This window comes from Bradyrhizobium sp. HKCCYLRH3073 (assembly GCF_051167995.1).
Lineage (GTDB): Bacteria > Pseudomonadota > Alphaproteobacteria > Rhizobiales > Xanthobacteraceae > Bradyrhizobium.
The window spans coordinates 1-14,575 of record NZ_JBNPUD010000024.1; the positions used below are offsets into that span (position 1 = coordinate 1).

Genomic DNA, 14,575 nt, shown 5'->3' on the forward strand with positions numbered 1-14,575 from the left:
CCAGCGACGGGCGGTTGGTCAGAACCGCCCGTTCGCACATTCTGGCAGGTTTCGAACACACAAGAGCACGTATAAGCCGTCAAACCGTTGCGCAGGGAAGGCCGGAATGTCCGGCTGAGCCTGTGGTTCCTGCCCCGTGCACTTCTTCACGCACGGGGGCCGCGGGTATCAGCGGATACCCGGTCTTCCCTGCGCCCTCTCCTCTCGAGAGGGACATCGTTCTGATATCACCCGGGCGCGCAACGCGCCGCGGGATCGCGATCGCATATCCGGCTGTTTGACATTCACATCAGAACAATCCGTTCAGCGAGATGGGCGCGAGCTCTCACTTGCCATCGTCGAGATGGACCAGCACCGCCGCATTGGCGATGATGATGGCGTCGCTGCCGGCCTCGGCCGGAGTCTCCAGCCCGCCCTTCACGGCGGTGACGGTGACCGTGCCATAGGGCAGCTCCTTGGCGACGGCCGCGGTGTCCACCGCCTCGGGGTTCGGCACGCCGATGGTGACGTCGACGAACATGTCCTGCGGCGTCTTGCCGACCATGCGGAAGAAGCCCAGGCTGGAATGACGGATCGCATCGGACACCGCCCGCCTGGCCGCCTTGGTGGCGTCGCGGCCGTGGACGTCGACGCCCATTCCCATCTCGGTGATACAGCGGATGCGCGCCATGACGTGTTCCCTCGTCTCGCTTTGCCGGCTTGGCACGACCATAGCCAACGACGCAGCCGGCGCAAGCCGGTGCAGATCGACGACGATCTCCGCATCAAAACGGTCATCCATTGCGGGCGTATATCGTACATGATGACGCTCAGAACTGACGCTGAGAAAGCCCGTGAGATGGTCTCGGGCCGCGGGAATCGGGCTTGCGCGCCTGCCGCAACTGCCGCCGCCGAGATGACCCGTCATGATGCCGGCGAACCGCGCAACGTCACACCGCGCAGTAGCGATCCTGGATGTCCTTGTCGGCCAGCAGCGCCGCGGCGCTGCTCTCATGCACGACCTCGCCCTGGTCAATGATGACGGCGCGATCGGCGAGCCGCAGCGCCCATTCGACATTCTGCTCCACCAGCAGCAAGGTCTTGCCCTGGTCGCGCAGCCGGCGAAACAGCACGCCCATCTCCTCGACGAGCACCGGCATGATGCCTTCGGAGGGCTCGTCGAGCAGCACCATGCGCGGCCGCGCGATCAAGGCGCGCGCGATCGCCAGCATCTGCTGCTCGCCGCCCGACAGCGTGACGCCCTCCTGGTCCAGCCGCTCGTTCAATCGCGGAAAGGTCTCGGCGATCTCGGCGAATGCCACGCGCTCGTCGATGTCGGCCTTGGCGGCGACCAGCCCAAGCCGCAGATTCTCGCGCACGGACAGGCCCGGCACGATGCGACGCTCCTCCGGCACATAGGCGAGGCCGAGATGGAAGCGCTTGTGCGCGGCCAGCGGCAGCAGGCCCTGGCCGGCGAAGCGCACGCTGCCCGAGGCCTTCGGCATCAGTCCCATGACGGTACGCAAGGTCGTGGTCTTGCCGGCGCCGTTGCGGCCGACCAGCGCCACCACCTCACCCTCGTTCACGCGCAGCGAGATGCCGTGCAGCACGTGGCTGGCGCCGTACCAGGCCTGGACATTGTCGAGCTCGAGCAACGCGGTCTCAGCCATAGCCCTCACTCTGTCCCAGATAGACCCGGCGCACGTCCGGATTGGATCGGATGTCCTCAGGACGACCATCGGCGAGCAGCCGGCCGTGATGCAGCACCAGCACCCGCTGGCTCAAGCCGAGCACCATCTTCATCTTGTGCTCGACCAGCAGCACCGTGCGCTTCTCCGCGAGCCGCTCCAGCAGCGCCACCATCTCCTTGGTCTCTTCCGGCCCCATGCCCGCGGTCGGCTCGTCGAGCAGCAGAAGCTCCGGCTCGGAGACCAGCGCAATCGCGATCTCCAGCGCGCGCTGCTGGCCATGGGCGAGATACTTGGCGAGCTCGCAGCGCCGGCCGATCAGGCCGACCGCCATCAAGGCTGCATCGGCGCGTTCGCCGAGCTCGGCAAGATCGGCGCGCTTGCGCCAGATGTCGTAGCTCACGCGCATGGCCTGCGCGGCGACCCGGACATTCTCGTGGACCGACAAATCGGGAAAGATGTTGGTGATCTGGTACGAGCGCGAGATGCCCTGATGCACGAAGCGATGCTGCGGCAGGCCGTTCAGCTCGCGGCCCTTGAACCGCAACGTGCCGCTGCTCGGCGACAGCGTGCCGGAGAGAATGTTGAAGAAGGTGCTCTTGCCGGCCCCGTTCGGGCCGATGATCGAGGTCAGCTCGCCGGCCGCGAACGCGACCGAGATGCCTTCCAGCGCGACGAAGGCGCCGAAACGACGGCCGATCCCGTCGGCGCGCAGCAGCTCGGTGCTCATCGGCGTTGCCTCGCGATCGGCAGCACATCGAGGAACGTGCCCCAGATGCCCTTGGGCAGGAACAGCACGAACACGACGAAGATGGCGCCGACGACGATCTGCCAATGCGGCGTCCACAGCGAGACGACGTCCTCCAGGATCAGGAAGGTGGCGGCGCCGACGAACGGCCCGAAGAAGCTGCGTGCGCCACCGAGCAGCACCATCATCACGATCATGCCGGAGGTCTGGTAGTGCAGGATGTCGAGCGGAACGATGGACAGATGCAGCGCCGACATGCAGCCGCCGACGGCGGAGATCGCGCCCGACAGCATGAACACGATCAGCTTGCAGCGCTCGACGTCGTAGCCGCAGGCCCGCGCACGCTGCTCGTTCTCCCTGATCGCTTCGATCACGGCGCCGAACGGCGAGTTGAGGATCCGCGACTGCACCCAGATCGCGATCGCCGCGAGCACCATCAGCACGTAATATTTGTTCACGGGGTCGAGGAAATTGATCTGCGCGCCGAACAGACCGATGTGCTCGATCGTGAAGCCGCGCAGCCCGTTCTCGCCGCCGGTGAAGGAGGAGGCCTGCAGCGCGACGTAGTAGACGAGTTGCGCCAGCGCGAGCGTGACCATGGAGAAATAGATGCCGCGGGTGCGCGTCGAGATCGTGCCGATCAACGCGGCGAGCAAGGTGCTCGCGGCGATCGCCAGCGGCACCGCGACGAACCAGGGCAGGCCCCAGCGGCCGATGGCGATGCCGGTCAGATACGCGCCGGTGCCGAAGAAGGCGGCGTGGCCGAACGACAGCAGCCCGGTGTAGCCGAACAGCAGATTGTAGCCCATCACCACGACGCCGTAGATCAGGACGTTCACGGCGAGCGCCTTCGACGGCAGCAGCCAGGGCAGCAGCGCCAGCGCAATGAGCGAAACCAGCACGCGGTGATCCGCGAGAACCGCGACGAGACGCTGCGCCTGAGGAAGCGGCGGTGCTTCGCCGGTCGACTGCACCGTCATCACGCTCTCCCCTTGAGGCCGAACAGACCCTGCGGCCGCACCAGCAGCACGGCCGCCATCAGCGCGAACATCACGATCGTCGCCATCTCGGGCGCGAACAGCGCGACCATGCTGATGCAGATCCCCACCATCAGCCCGGCGACGACAGCACCGACGATCGAGCCAAGGCCGCCGATCACGGTGACGACGAAGGCTTCCGCCAGCACCAGCGTTCCCATCTCCGGATTGACGCTGCGCATGGGTCCCGCCAGCACGCCGCCGAGCGCGGCGAGACCGACGCCAAGGCCGAAGATCGCGAGCCACACCTTGCCGATGTCGACCCCGAGCACCCGCATGATCAGCGGATCACGCGCGCCGGCCCGGACGATCAGACCGACCCGGGTCTTCTCCAGCATCAGCCAGAGCACCAGCAGCACGACGGCCACCAGCGCGATCACGAACAGACGATATTTGGGAAAGAAGCCGACACCGAGATCGACGACGCCGACCAACTGCGACGGGGTCGGGAACGGAATGCCATCGCTGCCGAATACGATGCGCACGCCCTCGACCAGGATGTAGCTGAGACCGAAAGTGAGCAGCAGGGGATCATCGATCGAGCGGCCATACAGGCGACGGACCAGGACGTATTCGATCAGCATGCCGAATGCGCCGACCAGAATTGGCGCGAGCAGCAAGCCCCACCAGAAGCTGCCGGTCAGCGACGCCACATACAGGCCGGCATAGGCCCCGATCATGAACAACGCGCCGTGGGCGAAATTGACGACACCCAGCATGCCGAACACGATGGTGAGACCGAGCGCAGTGATAACCAGCACCGCCCCAAGGGCGATGCCGGAAAACAGCTGCATGATGATCAGCGAGAGGTTCATGCGATCGGGATCAGGTGGGATGACCCAGTTCGCTGCAGCTTCGCAGCATCTCGTCCGCCCCGGGATCGCTGGCTACGATCGCGAACAGGTCGTTCTCGTTGGCCATCGCCGACTTCTTCTTGGACTCCAGCACCAGCACCGACTGCACCGACTGGTGGTCGCATTTGCGGTAGTGCTGCGGGCCCTTGGTCAGGTCGTATCGCAGTCCTTCCAGTGCCGCGACGACCTTGTCGGTGTCGGTGCCGCCGGCGGCCTGCATCGCCTGCAGCAGCGAGCCGACGCCCGAGTAGCCATAGGCGCCGTAATCGGTCGGGATCGCGCCGCCATTGGCGGCCCGGAACGCCTTGTTGAACTCGGCCGCGGTCTTGTTCTGGGTCTCGAGACCCCAATAATAGTTGGCGCCTCCGACGACGCCCTCGAACACGTCGGGCCCGACGGCGAGGCGCTGGTTGTGCAGGATCACCGGCACCACGATCTTCATCTGCTGCTTGATGCCGAAGTCGACCGCCTGCTTGATCGCGTTGGCCTGGTCGCGGCCGAAATTGCTGATGCACAGCACGTTCGGGCGCAGCGACATCAGCCGCGGCATGAAGGTCGAATAGTCGGCCGCACCGAACGGATGCAGGATCTCGCCGACGCTCTCGGCGCCAACAGCGGCCTGCGCCCGCTTGAAGCCGCGCAGCATCTCATGGCCGTAGGCATAGTCGGCCACGAGATGCGCGACCTTCATGCCCTTCTTGATGGTCTGGCGGGCCACGGCCGCCGTGGTCATGTGCGGGTTCAGCGCCTCATGGAAGGTGTACTTGCTGAAATCCTTGGCCTCGTTGATGGTGTCGGACTGGCTGATCGACACGTAGATCACGCCGCGGGCGCGCGTCACCTCGTTGACGGCGAGCTGGACGGCGCTGGAGAGCGCGCCGACGACGGCGTGCACCTTGTCCTTCTCGATCAGCTCCAGCGTCCGCGTCGCGGCCTCGCCGGCGTTGAGCTTGTCATCGCGCACCAGGAGCTCGACCTTGCGGCCGGCGATGCCCCCCTTGTCGTTGACCAGCTTCACGGCGAGCTCGGCGCACTTGACCTGGTCACGGGCCTCGGCGGCGAACGGGCCGGTCAGCGGCGTCGGAAAGCCGATGCGGATGGTGTCATCGGCGGCGCGTCCCAGGCGCGGCATCGCGAGCGTGGCGACACCGGCCGACATTCCCATCAACGCCGTCCGGCGGGACATTCCCGGGCGTCGCAGCCTCGTCTGGTAGCTTGGCATGATCTCCTCCCTCATTCGTTTTTCTTAGAATCGGTTGAGCGCCTTGAGCACGCGCGCAGGCGTGATCGGGATGGTGTCGATGGAAGCGCCGAAGGGCATCAGCGCATCATTGACCGCATTCAGCACGCAGGCCGAGGCAGCCGCGGTGCCGGCCTCGCCGCAGCCCTTTGCGCCGAGAATGGTGTCCGCCGTCGGCGTCTCGACGTGATCGATGGCAATGTCTGGCATCTCCATCGCCATCGGCACCAGATAGTCGGCCAGCGATCCGTTGAGCAACTGGCCGGTCTCACCGTAACGGCACTCCTCGAACAGCGCGGCGCCAAGACCCTGCACGACACCGCCGCGCAACTGCTCGTCGACCAGCATCGGGTTGATGATGCGGCCGCAATCCTCGACGACATAGTGCTTCAGCAGCCTGATGAAGCCGGTCTCGACATCGATTTCGAGGTAGCTGCCCTGGATGCCATTGGTGAAGGCGAAGGGGTAGCCCTGCGGAGCGAAATGATGGCTGACGGTCAGTTGCGCCTGAGTGCCGGGCGGCAAGGTGTCGGAGCGGAAATAGGCGATGCGCGCGAGCTCGGCGACCGCCAGACGCGGCTGCGCCGTTGCGACATTGACGATCTGGCCGTCGACGACGTCGAGCGCGGCGGGCTGCTCCTGCAGCACCAGCGCGGCAATCTCCAGAATGTTCGCCTTGAGCTTCCGCGCGGCCTGCAGCGCCGTCTCGCCACCGATGCCCGCACCGCGGCAGGCCCAGGTCGCGCCGCCATGCGGCGTTGTTTCGGTATCGCCGGTGATGATCTTGACGTGCTCCTGGGCAAGGCCGAGCTGCTCGGCGACGATCTGGCTGATGATCGCCTCGGTGCCCTGCCCCTGCTCCGTCACGGAGATCGCGCAGCGCACCTCGCCCGACGGCGTCAGGCTGACGGTCGCGCCATCCTGCGACGAGATGCGCGCGCCGCCGACGCCGTAGAAGGCCGGACTGGGGTTCGTAATCTCGACGAAGGTCGCGATGCCGATGCCGCGATGGATACCGCGCCGGCGCAGCTCGGCCTGCTCGGCCCGTAGCGCGTCATAGTCCATGATCTCGCGCAGCCGCCGCAGGCAGACTTCGTGCGACAGCGCCTCGAACTTGTAGCCGGTCGGCGAAGCCGTTGGATAGGCATTGTCGGCAATCACGTTCCTGGCGCGCATCGCGAATGGATCGAGCCCGACGCGGGCAGCGGCGAGATCCACCATGCGCTCGGTGACCGCGCAGGCGATGGGATGTCCGACCGCGCGATACTGGCTGGTCTGCACCTTGTTCTGGAATACGACCTCGAGCGCGGCGCGATAGGACTTGAAATCATAGGGCGCACCGATCAGGCGGATGACCTGGTTGCCTTCGACGACGCTGGTGCGCGGATAGGTCGAGAACGCGCCGATCGCCGTGGCATCGTGGACATCCATGGCGAGGATCTTGCCGTCGGTACCAACGGCCATGCGCGCGTGGACATGGTGATCGCGGGCATGAATATCCGAGACGAAGGACTCGATGCGATCGGCGACGTATTTGACCGGGCGCCCGAGCAGGATCGACAATCCGACGACCGCCATGTCCTCGTGATAGACATGCAGCTTCATGCCGAACGAGCCGCCGATATCCGGCGCGATCACGCGCACGCTGGCTTCCGGGATGCCGTAATGGCGGGAGTACAGATCCTGGAACTGATAAGGCGTCTGCGTCGCATGGTGCACCGTCAGCGCACCGCCCTCGGGATCATAATCCGCGACGATGGCGCGCGGCTCGAGCGTCACCGGCGTATGACGGCCGAAGCTGAATTCCTGCTCGATCACGTGCGCGGCTGCCGCGAAGGCCTCGTCGACGCCGCCGCTGTCGAGCTGCGTGCGGAAGCAGACGTTGGACGCGGAAGCCGGATTGACCCGCGGTGTCCCCGGCTGGCGCGCGGCGTCGAGATCGACCACCGCCGGCAGCTCCTCGTAACCGACCGAGATCAGCTCCAGCGCATCCTCCGCGATCGCCCTGCTCTCGGCAACCACGGCAATCACGGCCTGGCCGGCCCAGACGACGCGATCGAGCGGCAACGGCAGCTGCGGCTCGGACGTCATGCCCTTGAAATGATCGAGTGTTCCGGTCCATGGCGTACAGATCTTCGCCAGATCAGCGCCGGTCGCGACCAGATGAACGCCCGCAAGCGCCCGCGCCGCATCGACCTCGATGCCGGTGATGCGTGCATGAGCATAAGGGCTGCGCAGGAAGGCAGCGTACAGCATGCGCGGCAGGCGAATGTCGGTGACATAGTGCCCGCGTCCGGCGAGCAGCCGCTTCGCATTCGGACGCGGCACGGAGCGGCCGATATAGGAATTCGGACGGTCGAGCGAGGTCAGCGGCGCGGTCATGGCGACGAGCCCTCCGCGCCCTGCGATGCCGTTGCCGCCCGTGCCTCGGCGACCGCGGCAATGGCGTCAACGATCGCTTCATATCCGGTGCAGCGGCAGAAATTGCCCGAAAGCGCGTCGCGGATGCTCTCGCGACTCGGCTGTGCCGAATGGGTCAACAGCTCATGAGCGGTGATCAGCATGCCCGGCGTGCAGAACCCGCATTGCAGCGCATTGCGCCGATGAAACTCGGCTTGCAGGTCGGCGATCACGCCGCTCTCCGAGAGCCCCTCGATGGTCTCGATGCGCGCACCATCGGCCTGCACGGCAAACATCAGGCAACCATGCACGGCAGCGCCGTCGAGCTGAACCAGACAGGCGCCGCAGGCGCCCATCTCGCAACCGGCATGCGTGCCGGTCAATTCGAGCTGCTGGCGAAGACAATCCACCAGCGTGTCGCGGGGCGCGACGTCACACGCGACCTTGCGCCCGTTGACGATGAGGCGAATGCGGACCTGCTCCTCGGTCTCGACGTCGACCGGCGCGCTCATGCGGCTTCTCCGATCCGTCCCAGCAGACGGCCGAGCAGAACGCGCGCCAGATGCAGGCGCATCGCCGCCGGAACATCGTCGCTGTCAGCAGGCGCGAGATCGTCGTCGAGCGCGGCCTGCGCGGCCGCAATCCGTGCCGCATCGATCCGGCTGCCCGTGAGGACTGCCTCCGCTCGTCTCGCACGGGTCGGGATATTGCCGACCGAGAAGAACGCGATGCGGAGGCGCTCGATCAGATCGCCCTGGCAGGTCGCGAGCAAACCGCAACCGACCAGTGCATAGTCGCCGCGCCGGCGGGCCAGCTCATCGAACGCGATGCGCTGACCGGCTTTGAAGAGAGGAACATGAACCGCAACGAGGAGCTCGCCGGGCGCGATCGCAGTCTCAAAAAGGTCGGTGAAGAAGTCGTCGGCCTTGACGCGGCGCAGGCCGGACGCGCCGGCAATCTCGATCTCGGCGTCGAGCGCCAGCACCATCGCCGGAAATTCGGAGGCCGGGTCGGCCAGCGCGACGCTGCCGCCAAAGGTCCCGCGATTGCGGATGGCAGGATGCGCGACGAACGGCGCCGCGGCACGCAACAGCGGGGCAAACTCGGCAATCAAGGGATCGGTCAGCATCTCGCAGTGCCGGGTCAAGGCGCCGATCCGCAACCATTCGCCGTCCCGCGTGATGCCGCGCAGCTCTGCAATGTGGTTGATATCGATCAGAGTTCGCGGGGCCTGGAGACGCAACGCCAGCGCCGGAACCAGGCTCTGGCCACCGGCAATGAATCGCGCATCGTCGCCGGCGCTCGCATGAGCTTCGAGCGCCTCGCCGATCGTGTGTGCACGAAAATAGCTGAAAGCCCTCGCTTTCATCCGTTTCCTCGCCGCCAGGGCTCGCCAGCCCGAAATTCCAGATTTGTAACCATCTGGTCTCAAAAGAATTGCACGCGGCGGCAGTGCGGTCAACCAGAAACGAACGATTGGTCACAAATCTGCTTTCGGGTATCAGACAGGCTTGTCGCCACAATCGATTGAGACCATGGCCAGGACTCCGAAGACAGCGAGCGTTGAGACGAAGGGCCGCATTGGTGGACGCCCGCGCAAAACCGACGGCCGCCCACAGGCGAGGCGCCGCAACATGCGCGCTGCCGACCGCGAGCGCCTGATCGTGGATGAAGCGATCCGCTTTTTCGCCGAGCGCGGCTTCGAAGGCCAGACGCGGGAGCTCGCCAAGCGCATGGGCATCGCGCATTCGGTGATCTACCGGCACTTCCCCAGCAAGGAAGCCCTCATCGAACGCGTCTATCAGGAGGTCTATCTGAGCCGCTGGTCGCAGGACTGGGGCCCGCTGATCCGCGATCGCAGCCATCCGCTCAAGGCGCGACTGACCGGCTTCTATCTCGACTACGTGGCGCGCGTGTTCGAATACAACTGGGTGCGGATCTTCGTGTTCTCCGGCATGAAGTCGTTCGGCATCACCGGCCGCTATCTCGACCTCGTCCGGCGCGAGATCATCGAGCCTGCCGCGATCGAGCTGCGGCATGAACTGCAGCTTCCGGACACCGCGACCCACCCCCTCGGCAGCCGCGAGGCGGAGATGTTCTGGGGACTGCACGGACGCATCTTCTATCTCGCGATCCGAAAGTTCATCTACGAAACACCCGTTCCATCCGATCTCGAGCAGACCGTCCGTGATGCGATCGACCTCTTCATGGACGGCGCCAGACTGGCACTCCCGCGACTGCTGCACGACGATCAGGCCGGACCATTACGATGATCCGGCCCGTCGTCGATGACCGTCACGCCGTCCGGCCGCGCCCGCCCTTGATCTTCGCGGCGACGAGATACGATAGCGGCATGGCGACGACGAATCCGACCAGCGCCGCCAACGGCAGGTCTTTCATCGGACTCGCGACCAGCCCCTGCACCGTCAACAATGCCGTCACCGCGCTGCCTGCCAGCACCGTGCCCAGCATGACCCAGATGAGAATTGCGACCTTGAACATCTGTCCTTCTCCGCCAGTAGGAAAGCTTTCGATCCCTTGACGCGAGAATGCTCTGCCTGCGGCCTCCAGGCGGCATTGATTTGGAACAACCGGACTCAGCAATCGAGGGAGGAGCGACCGCTCCTCCCTCGATCAGTCCCGATGAGCCGACGGACTGTCGGCGATGCCTCGCGGTCGGCGATCGAACGACACTGCTCTATCGTGTCGCTGGAACGAAGTGATCGCGTTTGCTGACCGACGTCCCGGTCGCCGGATCCGTGATCTTGATCTCGATGTCCACCGGCGCGGAGGGAAGGTCGGCCCCCTTGGCCTCGATCGACATGCGGATCTCGCGGGTCTGATCCTGGCCCACATCGATCACCATGCGACCGTCCTGCTCGCGCGTCTCGCCGGCCACCGTCACCTTGGCGTTCGGAAGCCCCACGACGTCCAGCACGAAGTCGCGCGGCCCGCGCTTGTTGAGCAGGCGGACCGTGTAGTCGTTACGGACGCCGCCATCCGACAACTGCACGAACAGCGGGTTACGTTCATGCAGCACGTTGATGCCCATCGTGCCGCGCGTCGCCAGCGAGTACAGCATGATTCCGCCGACGATCGCGATGAAGCTCGCATAGATGATCGTGCGCGGCCGGATGATCCGGTAGATCTCGGGCTTGCCTTCCTTGCGGCGCTGGACGTTGATGTCGGTGTCGTAGCCGATCAGGCCGGTCGGACGGCCGATCTGGGTCATCACGCTGTCGCAGGCATCGATGCACAGGCTGCACTGGATGCAGCCGAGCTGGATGCCGTGGCGGATGTCGACGCCGGTCGGGCAGACATTGACGCATTGGTGGCAGTCGATGCAGTCCCCGGCGGGTGCGCCCTGCAGCCGAGCGGCTTCCGCCTTCTTGACCGACATGCGCGGTTCGCCGCGGTCGCCCTTGTAGGTGACGTTGAGCGCCCATTCGTCGGTCAGCGCCGCCTGGATGCGCGGCCACGGGCACATATAGATGCAGACCTGCTCGCGGGCGTGACCGGCGAACACATAGGTCGTCGCCGTCAGGATGCCGATCCAGAGATAGGCGGTGAACGGCGCCTGGAAGGTGGCAAGGTCCTTCACCAGGGTCGGCGCATCGTCGAAATACAGCACCCAGGCGCCGCCGGTCCACCAGCCGATCATGATCCAGAGGAAGTGCTTGAGCGCGGCCTGGCGGATATGGGTGAAGGTCCAGCCGCGCTTGTCGCTGAGCATGCGCTCACGGCGGTCGCCCTCGGCCCAGCGCTCGACGGCGTAGAACAGGTCGGTCCACACCGTCTGCGGACAGAGATAGCCGCACCACAGCCGGCCGGCGACCGCGTTCATCAGGAACAGGGCGACCGCCGCAATGATGAGCAGGCCGGTGAAGTAGTAGACCTCCTGCGGCCACAGCTCGATGAAGAAGAAGTAGAACCGGCGATGCGGAAAATCGACCAGCACCGCCTGGTTCGGCATGCCGGGTCCGCGATCCCAGCGGACGAAGGGCAGCAGGTAGTAGATGCCGAGCGTGATGCACAGGATCGTCCACTTGATGCGCCGGAAGCGGCCGTGCACGGCCGCCGGATAGACCTTGTCGCGCGCCTTGTAGAGCGGCCCGACGATATAGGTGTCGTCCGAGTCAGCCATGATATCCCCGCTTCATCTTGCCGTCCTTCCGACCGATTCAGGAGAACGCGTTGCCGCTCTTGAGCCCCAGCTTCTTGAAGACGATCGCTGCCGGGCAGAAGCCCGTGAACGAGGCCTGGATCATGTTCACGCCAGCAAAGGCCGCCAGCAAGAACCAGTAGGGACTGACGTACCAACCCAGCGCCAGACTGAGCAGGACGACGATCCCTGCGAAGGTGAGAACCGCTTTGTCGACGTTCATGACATATTCCTTCATGGTTGCATTTGAGCGTAATCAAGCAAGTGACTGCCCGGCGGTACGGCTATTGCCGCAGGCCGGACAGCGCCCAGGCGACGATTCGTTGCGAGTCCATCGCACCCGAGATCCGCGCCAGCTCCCGCCCCTGCTGCAACAGCAGCATGGTCGGAATTCCGGAGATGCCGAACCGTGCCGACACCTCCGGCGCCTCGTCCGAGTTCAGCTTCAAGAGTTGCACACGCGGCTCCAGCTCCTGGGCCGCGCGCGCGAACATCGGCGCCATCGCACGGCATGGACCGCACCACGGCGCCCAGACGTCGACGAGCAGCGGCAAACTGCTATGCGCGACATGACGTTCGAACGCGGCCTGGTCGACCTCGATCGGATGGCCGCCGAACAGCGGCGTATGACACTTGCCGCATTTCCCCTGCGTCGGCGCCCGGTCCGCGGGCAGACGGTTGATCTGCCCGCAATGACCGCACACGATCTGCAAACCGTTGCTCATGTCCCGGTCCTGACCTCCTTGATCTTGGCGATGTTGAGCCGGTCGAGCAGGAACTTCTCGTAGAACGGCTCGGGCGTCCCGCGCCTCATCTTGCGCAGGAAGTACTTCTCGAAGGCGACCTTGGCGTAATGCACCCACTCTCCCTTCGACGACCAGTTGACGTTGCGCGGCGGGATCTGCGGCTGGGCCAGAAAGGCGACGCCGGAATCACCGAAATCGGCAAGACAGATCGCGTTCCAGGTCGGCTCGGCTTTTGGCTCCTGGCCGCGCAGCAGCGCCCCGATGTTCAAGGCCGTCGCCGTCACCATCGATTCGATCATGAAGCCGGTCTTGGGCACGCCGACCGGCACCGGCGTCGGCCCGATCGGCGGGATCGCAACGCAGACGCCGATGGCAAACACGTTGGGGAAGGTCGGATTACGCTGATGCTTGTCGACGACGACGAAGCCGCGGGGATTGGTGAGCTTGTCGATGCCGCGGACGGCTCCCACGCCGCGAAAGGCGGGCAGCATCATCGAATAGGCAAACGGCAGCTCGTGCGTCTTACGGACGGTGCCGTCGTCGGCGACCTCCTCCACGAACATGCGGCCATCCTCGACCTTGGTGACGCGCGCGCTGGTAATCCACTTGATGTGCTTTTCGCGCATCTCGCTTTCCAGCAGGCCCTTGGTGTCGCCGACGCCGTCGAGGCCGAGATGGCCGATATAGGGCTCGGAGGTCACGAAGGTCATCGGCACCTGGTCGCGCATCTTGCGCCGGCGCAGCTCGGTTTCCAGGATGAAGAGGAATTCGTAAGCGGGGCCGAAGCAGGAGGCGCCCTGTACCGCACCGACAATCACCGGCCCGGGCTTCTCGGCGAGCCTGTCGAAGGCGGCCTTGGCATGAGCGGCGTGGTCGACATGGCACACGGATTGCGTATGCCCATCGGGTCCAAGTCCCGGGATTTCGTCGAAGGCGAGTTCGGGACCGGTGGCGACGACGAGATAATCGTATGCCACCATGCCGCCATCCGTCAGCTCGACCTGGTTCTCGGCTGGATGCACGCGCTTGGCGCCCTGCGTCAGCAGCCGGATGCCCTTGCGCTGCATGACGTCGACCAGATCGATCTCGATCTCGTCGCGCTTGCGCCAGCCCACGGCCACCCATGGGTTGGATGGCACGAAATGATAGGAAGACCCCTGCGAGACAACGGTCACGCGATCCTCCCTCCTCAGTTGCGGCAACATTTCATAAGCCATCAGCGAGCCGCTCAGCCCCGCCCCGATCACCACGATTTCCGCCATTGGGATCCTCCATCCGCACTTGATTCATTCTTGCTTCATGTCACCGCGGCGCCGCCGCCGGCCTTGACTATATATTCGAATATCTGTATATACGCAACTATGAAAATTGATGCTGACATCATGGAAGCGGCGGCGGACCAGGCCAGCGACCTCCTGAAGGCGCTGTCGAACCGCCATCGCCTCCTGATCATCTGCCAGCTGGTCGACGACGAGCGGTCGGTTGGAGAACTGGCCGAGTTCCTCGGCCTGCGCGATTCGACCGTGTCGCAGCACCTGGCGCTCCTGCGCAAGGACGGCCTGGTCACCGCCAGGCGCGAGGGGCAGACGATCTACTATTCGATCACAAGCGATCCGGCCCGCGAGGTCCTCAAGACGCTCTATCAGGTGTACTGCGGGCCGAGACCGCGACCGAGACTATGAGGATGCCGGACCGGCATCTTGACCAATATCAAACGGGAA

General features: G+C 65.1%; 16 protein-coding genes. 2 read left to right on the forward strand and 14 right to left on the reverse strand.

The window, feature by feature from the left end:
* Positions 1-325 precede the first annotated feature (325 nt).
* The 9 genes from ACQR1X_RS31265 to ACQR1X_RS31305 all read right to left on the reverse strand — a co-directional run bounded on the left by ACQR1X_RS31265 (position 326) and on the right by ACQR1X_RS31305 (position 9,315).
* Complete coding sequence (locus ACQR1X_RS31265; RefSeq protein ID WP_434900262.1) at positions 326-670, reverse strand: Lin0512 family protein; 345 nt, start codon at positions 668-670, stop codon at positions 326-328.
* A 259-nt stretch (positions 671-929) separates the two neighbouring features.
* Positions 930-1,649: an ABC transporter ATP-binding protein gene (locus ACQR1X_RS31270; protein ID WP_315800369.1), complete on the reverse strand. Its 720-nt coding sequence runs from the start codon at positions 1,647-1,649 to the stop codon at positions 930-932.
* Positions 1,642-2,397, reverse strand: coding sequence for an ABC transporter ATP-binding protein (locus tag ACQR1X_RS31275; protein WP_434848240.1), 756 nt, complete (start codon positions 2,395-2,397; stop codon positions 1,642-1,644). The genes ACQR1X_RS31270 and ACQR1X_RS31275 overlap by 8 nt, the downstream gene beginning before the upstream one ends.
* A complete protein-coding gene (locus ACQR1X_RS31280; RefSeq protein WP_434900263.1) occupies positions 2,394-3,395 on the reverse strand; it encodes a branched-chain amino acid ABC transporter permease in 1,002 nt (333 codons plus the stop codon). Before ACQR1X_RS31280 ends, ACQR1X_RS31275 begins: the two co-directional genes overlap by 4 nt.
* Positions 3,395-4,267, reverse strand: a complete 873-nt coding sequence (locus ACQR1X_RS31285; RefSeq protein WP_434900264.1) for a branched-chain amino acid ABC transporter permease — start codon at positions 4,265-4,267, stop codon at positions 3,395-3,397. The genes ACQR1X_RS31280 and ACQR1X_RS31285 overlap by 1 nt, the downstream gene beginning before the upstream one ends.
* 10 nt (positions 4,268-4,277) lie before the next feature.
* A complete protein-coding gene (locus ACQR1X_RS31290) occupies positions 4,278-5,528 on the reverse strand; it encodes an ABC transporter substrate-binding protein (RefSeq protein WP_434900265.1) in 1,251 nt (416 codons plus the stop codon).
* A gap of 24 nt (positions 5,529-5,552) precedes the next feature.
* A complete protein-coding gene (locus ACQR1X_RS31295; RefSeq protein WP_434900266.1) occupies positions 5,553-7,928 on the reverse strand; it encodes a xanthine dehydrogenase family protein molybdopterin-binding subunit in 2,376 nt (791 codons plus the stop codon).
* The gene (locus ACQR1X_RS31300; RefSeq protein WP_434880832.1) at positions 7,925-8,458 is read right to left on the reverse strand and encodes a (2Fe-2S)-binding protein; all 534 of its coding nucleotides are present in this window, start codon (positions 8,456-8,458) and stop codon (positions 7,925-7,927) included. Before ACQR1X_RS31300 ends, ACQR1X_RS31295 begins: the two co-directional genes overlap by 4 nt.
* Positions 8,455-9,315, reverse strand: coding sequence for an FAD binding domain-containing protein (locus tag ACQR1X_RS31305; protein ID WP_316236721.1), 861 nt, complete (start codon positions 9,313-9,315; stop codon positions 8,455-8,457). The genes ACQR1X_RS31300 and ACQR1X_RS31305 overlap by 4 nt, the downstream gene beginning before the upstream one ends.
* Positions 9,316-9,580: 265 nt before the next feature.
* On the opposite strand from ACQR1X_RS31305, the gene ACQR1X_RS31310 reads away from it, so the two are divergent.
* Positions 9,581-10,219 (forward strand): TetR/AcrR family transcriptional regulator, encoded by a 639-nt coding sequence (locus ACQR1X_RS31310; RefSeq protein WP_315800376.1) that lies wholly within the window; start codon positions 9,581-9,583, stop codon positions 10,217-10,219.
* A gap of 22 nt (positions 10,220-10,241) precedes the next feature.
* On the opposite strand, the gene ACQR1X_RS31315 is transcribed toward ACQR1X_RS31310, so the two are convergent.
* The 5 genes from ACQR1X_RS31315 to ACQR1X_RS31335 form a co-directional block, all read right to left on the reverse strand.
* On the reverse strand, positions 10,242-10,448 hold the full coding sequence (locus ACQR1X_RS31315; RefSeq protein WP_315712536.1) for a hypothetical protein: 207 nt from the start codon (positions 10,446-10,448) through the stop codon (positions 10,242-10,244).
* Positions 10,449-10,644: 196 nt separating this feature from the next.
* A complete protein-coding gene (gene ccoG, locus ACQR1X_RS31320) occupies positions 10,645-12,090 on the reverse strand; it encodes a cytochrome c oxidase accessory protein CcoG (protein ID WP_316215595.1) in 1,446 nt (481 codons plus the stop codon).
* Between the two features lie 37 nt (positions 12,091-12,127).
* A complete protein-coding gene (locus ACQR1X_RS31325) occupies positions 12,128-12,331 on the reverse strand; it encodes a YgaP family membrane protein (protein ID WP_315739305.1) in 204 nt (67 codons plus the stop codon).
* A gap of 61 nt (positions 12,332-12,392) precedes the next feature.
* Positions 12,393-12,833, reverse strand: a complete 441-nt coding sequence (gene trxC, locus ACQR1X_RS31330) for a thioredoxin TrxC (RefSeq protein ID WP_316236679.1) — start codon at positions 12,831-12,833, stop codon at positions 12,393-12,395.
* Entirely contained in the window at positions 12,830-14,116 is a 1,287-nt protein-coding gene (locus ACQR1X_RS31335) for an NAD(P)/FAD-dependent oxidoreductase (protein WP_315800380.1), read from the reverse strand. Before ACQR1X_RS31335 ends, trxC begins: the two co-directional genes overlap by 4 nt.
* A 120-nt stretch (positions 14,117-14,236) precedes the next feature.
* Between ACQR1X_RS31335 and ACQR1X_RS31340 the strand changes: the two genes are divergently transcribed.
* Positions 14,237-14,536, forward strand: a complete 300-nt coding sequence (locus ACQR1X_RS31340) for an ArsR/SmtB family transcription factor (protein ID WP_315800450.1) — start codon at positions 14,237-14,239, stop codon at positions 14,534-14,536.
* Positions 14,537-14,575: the final 39 nt, after the last annotated feature.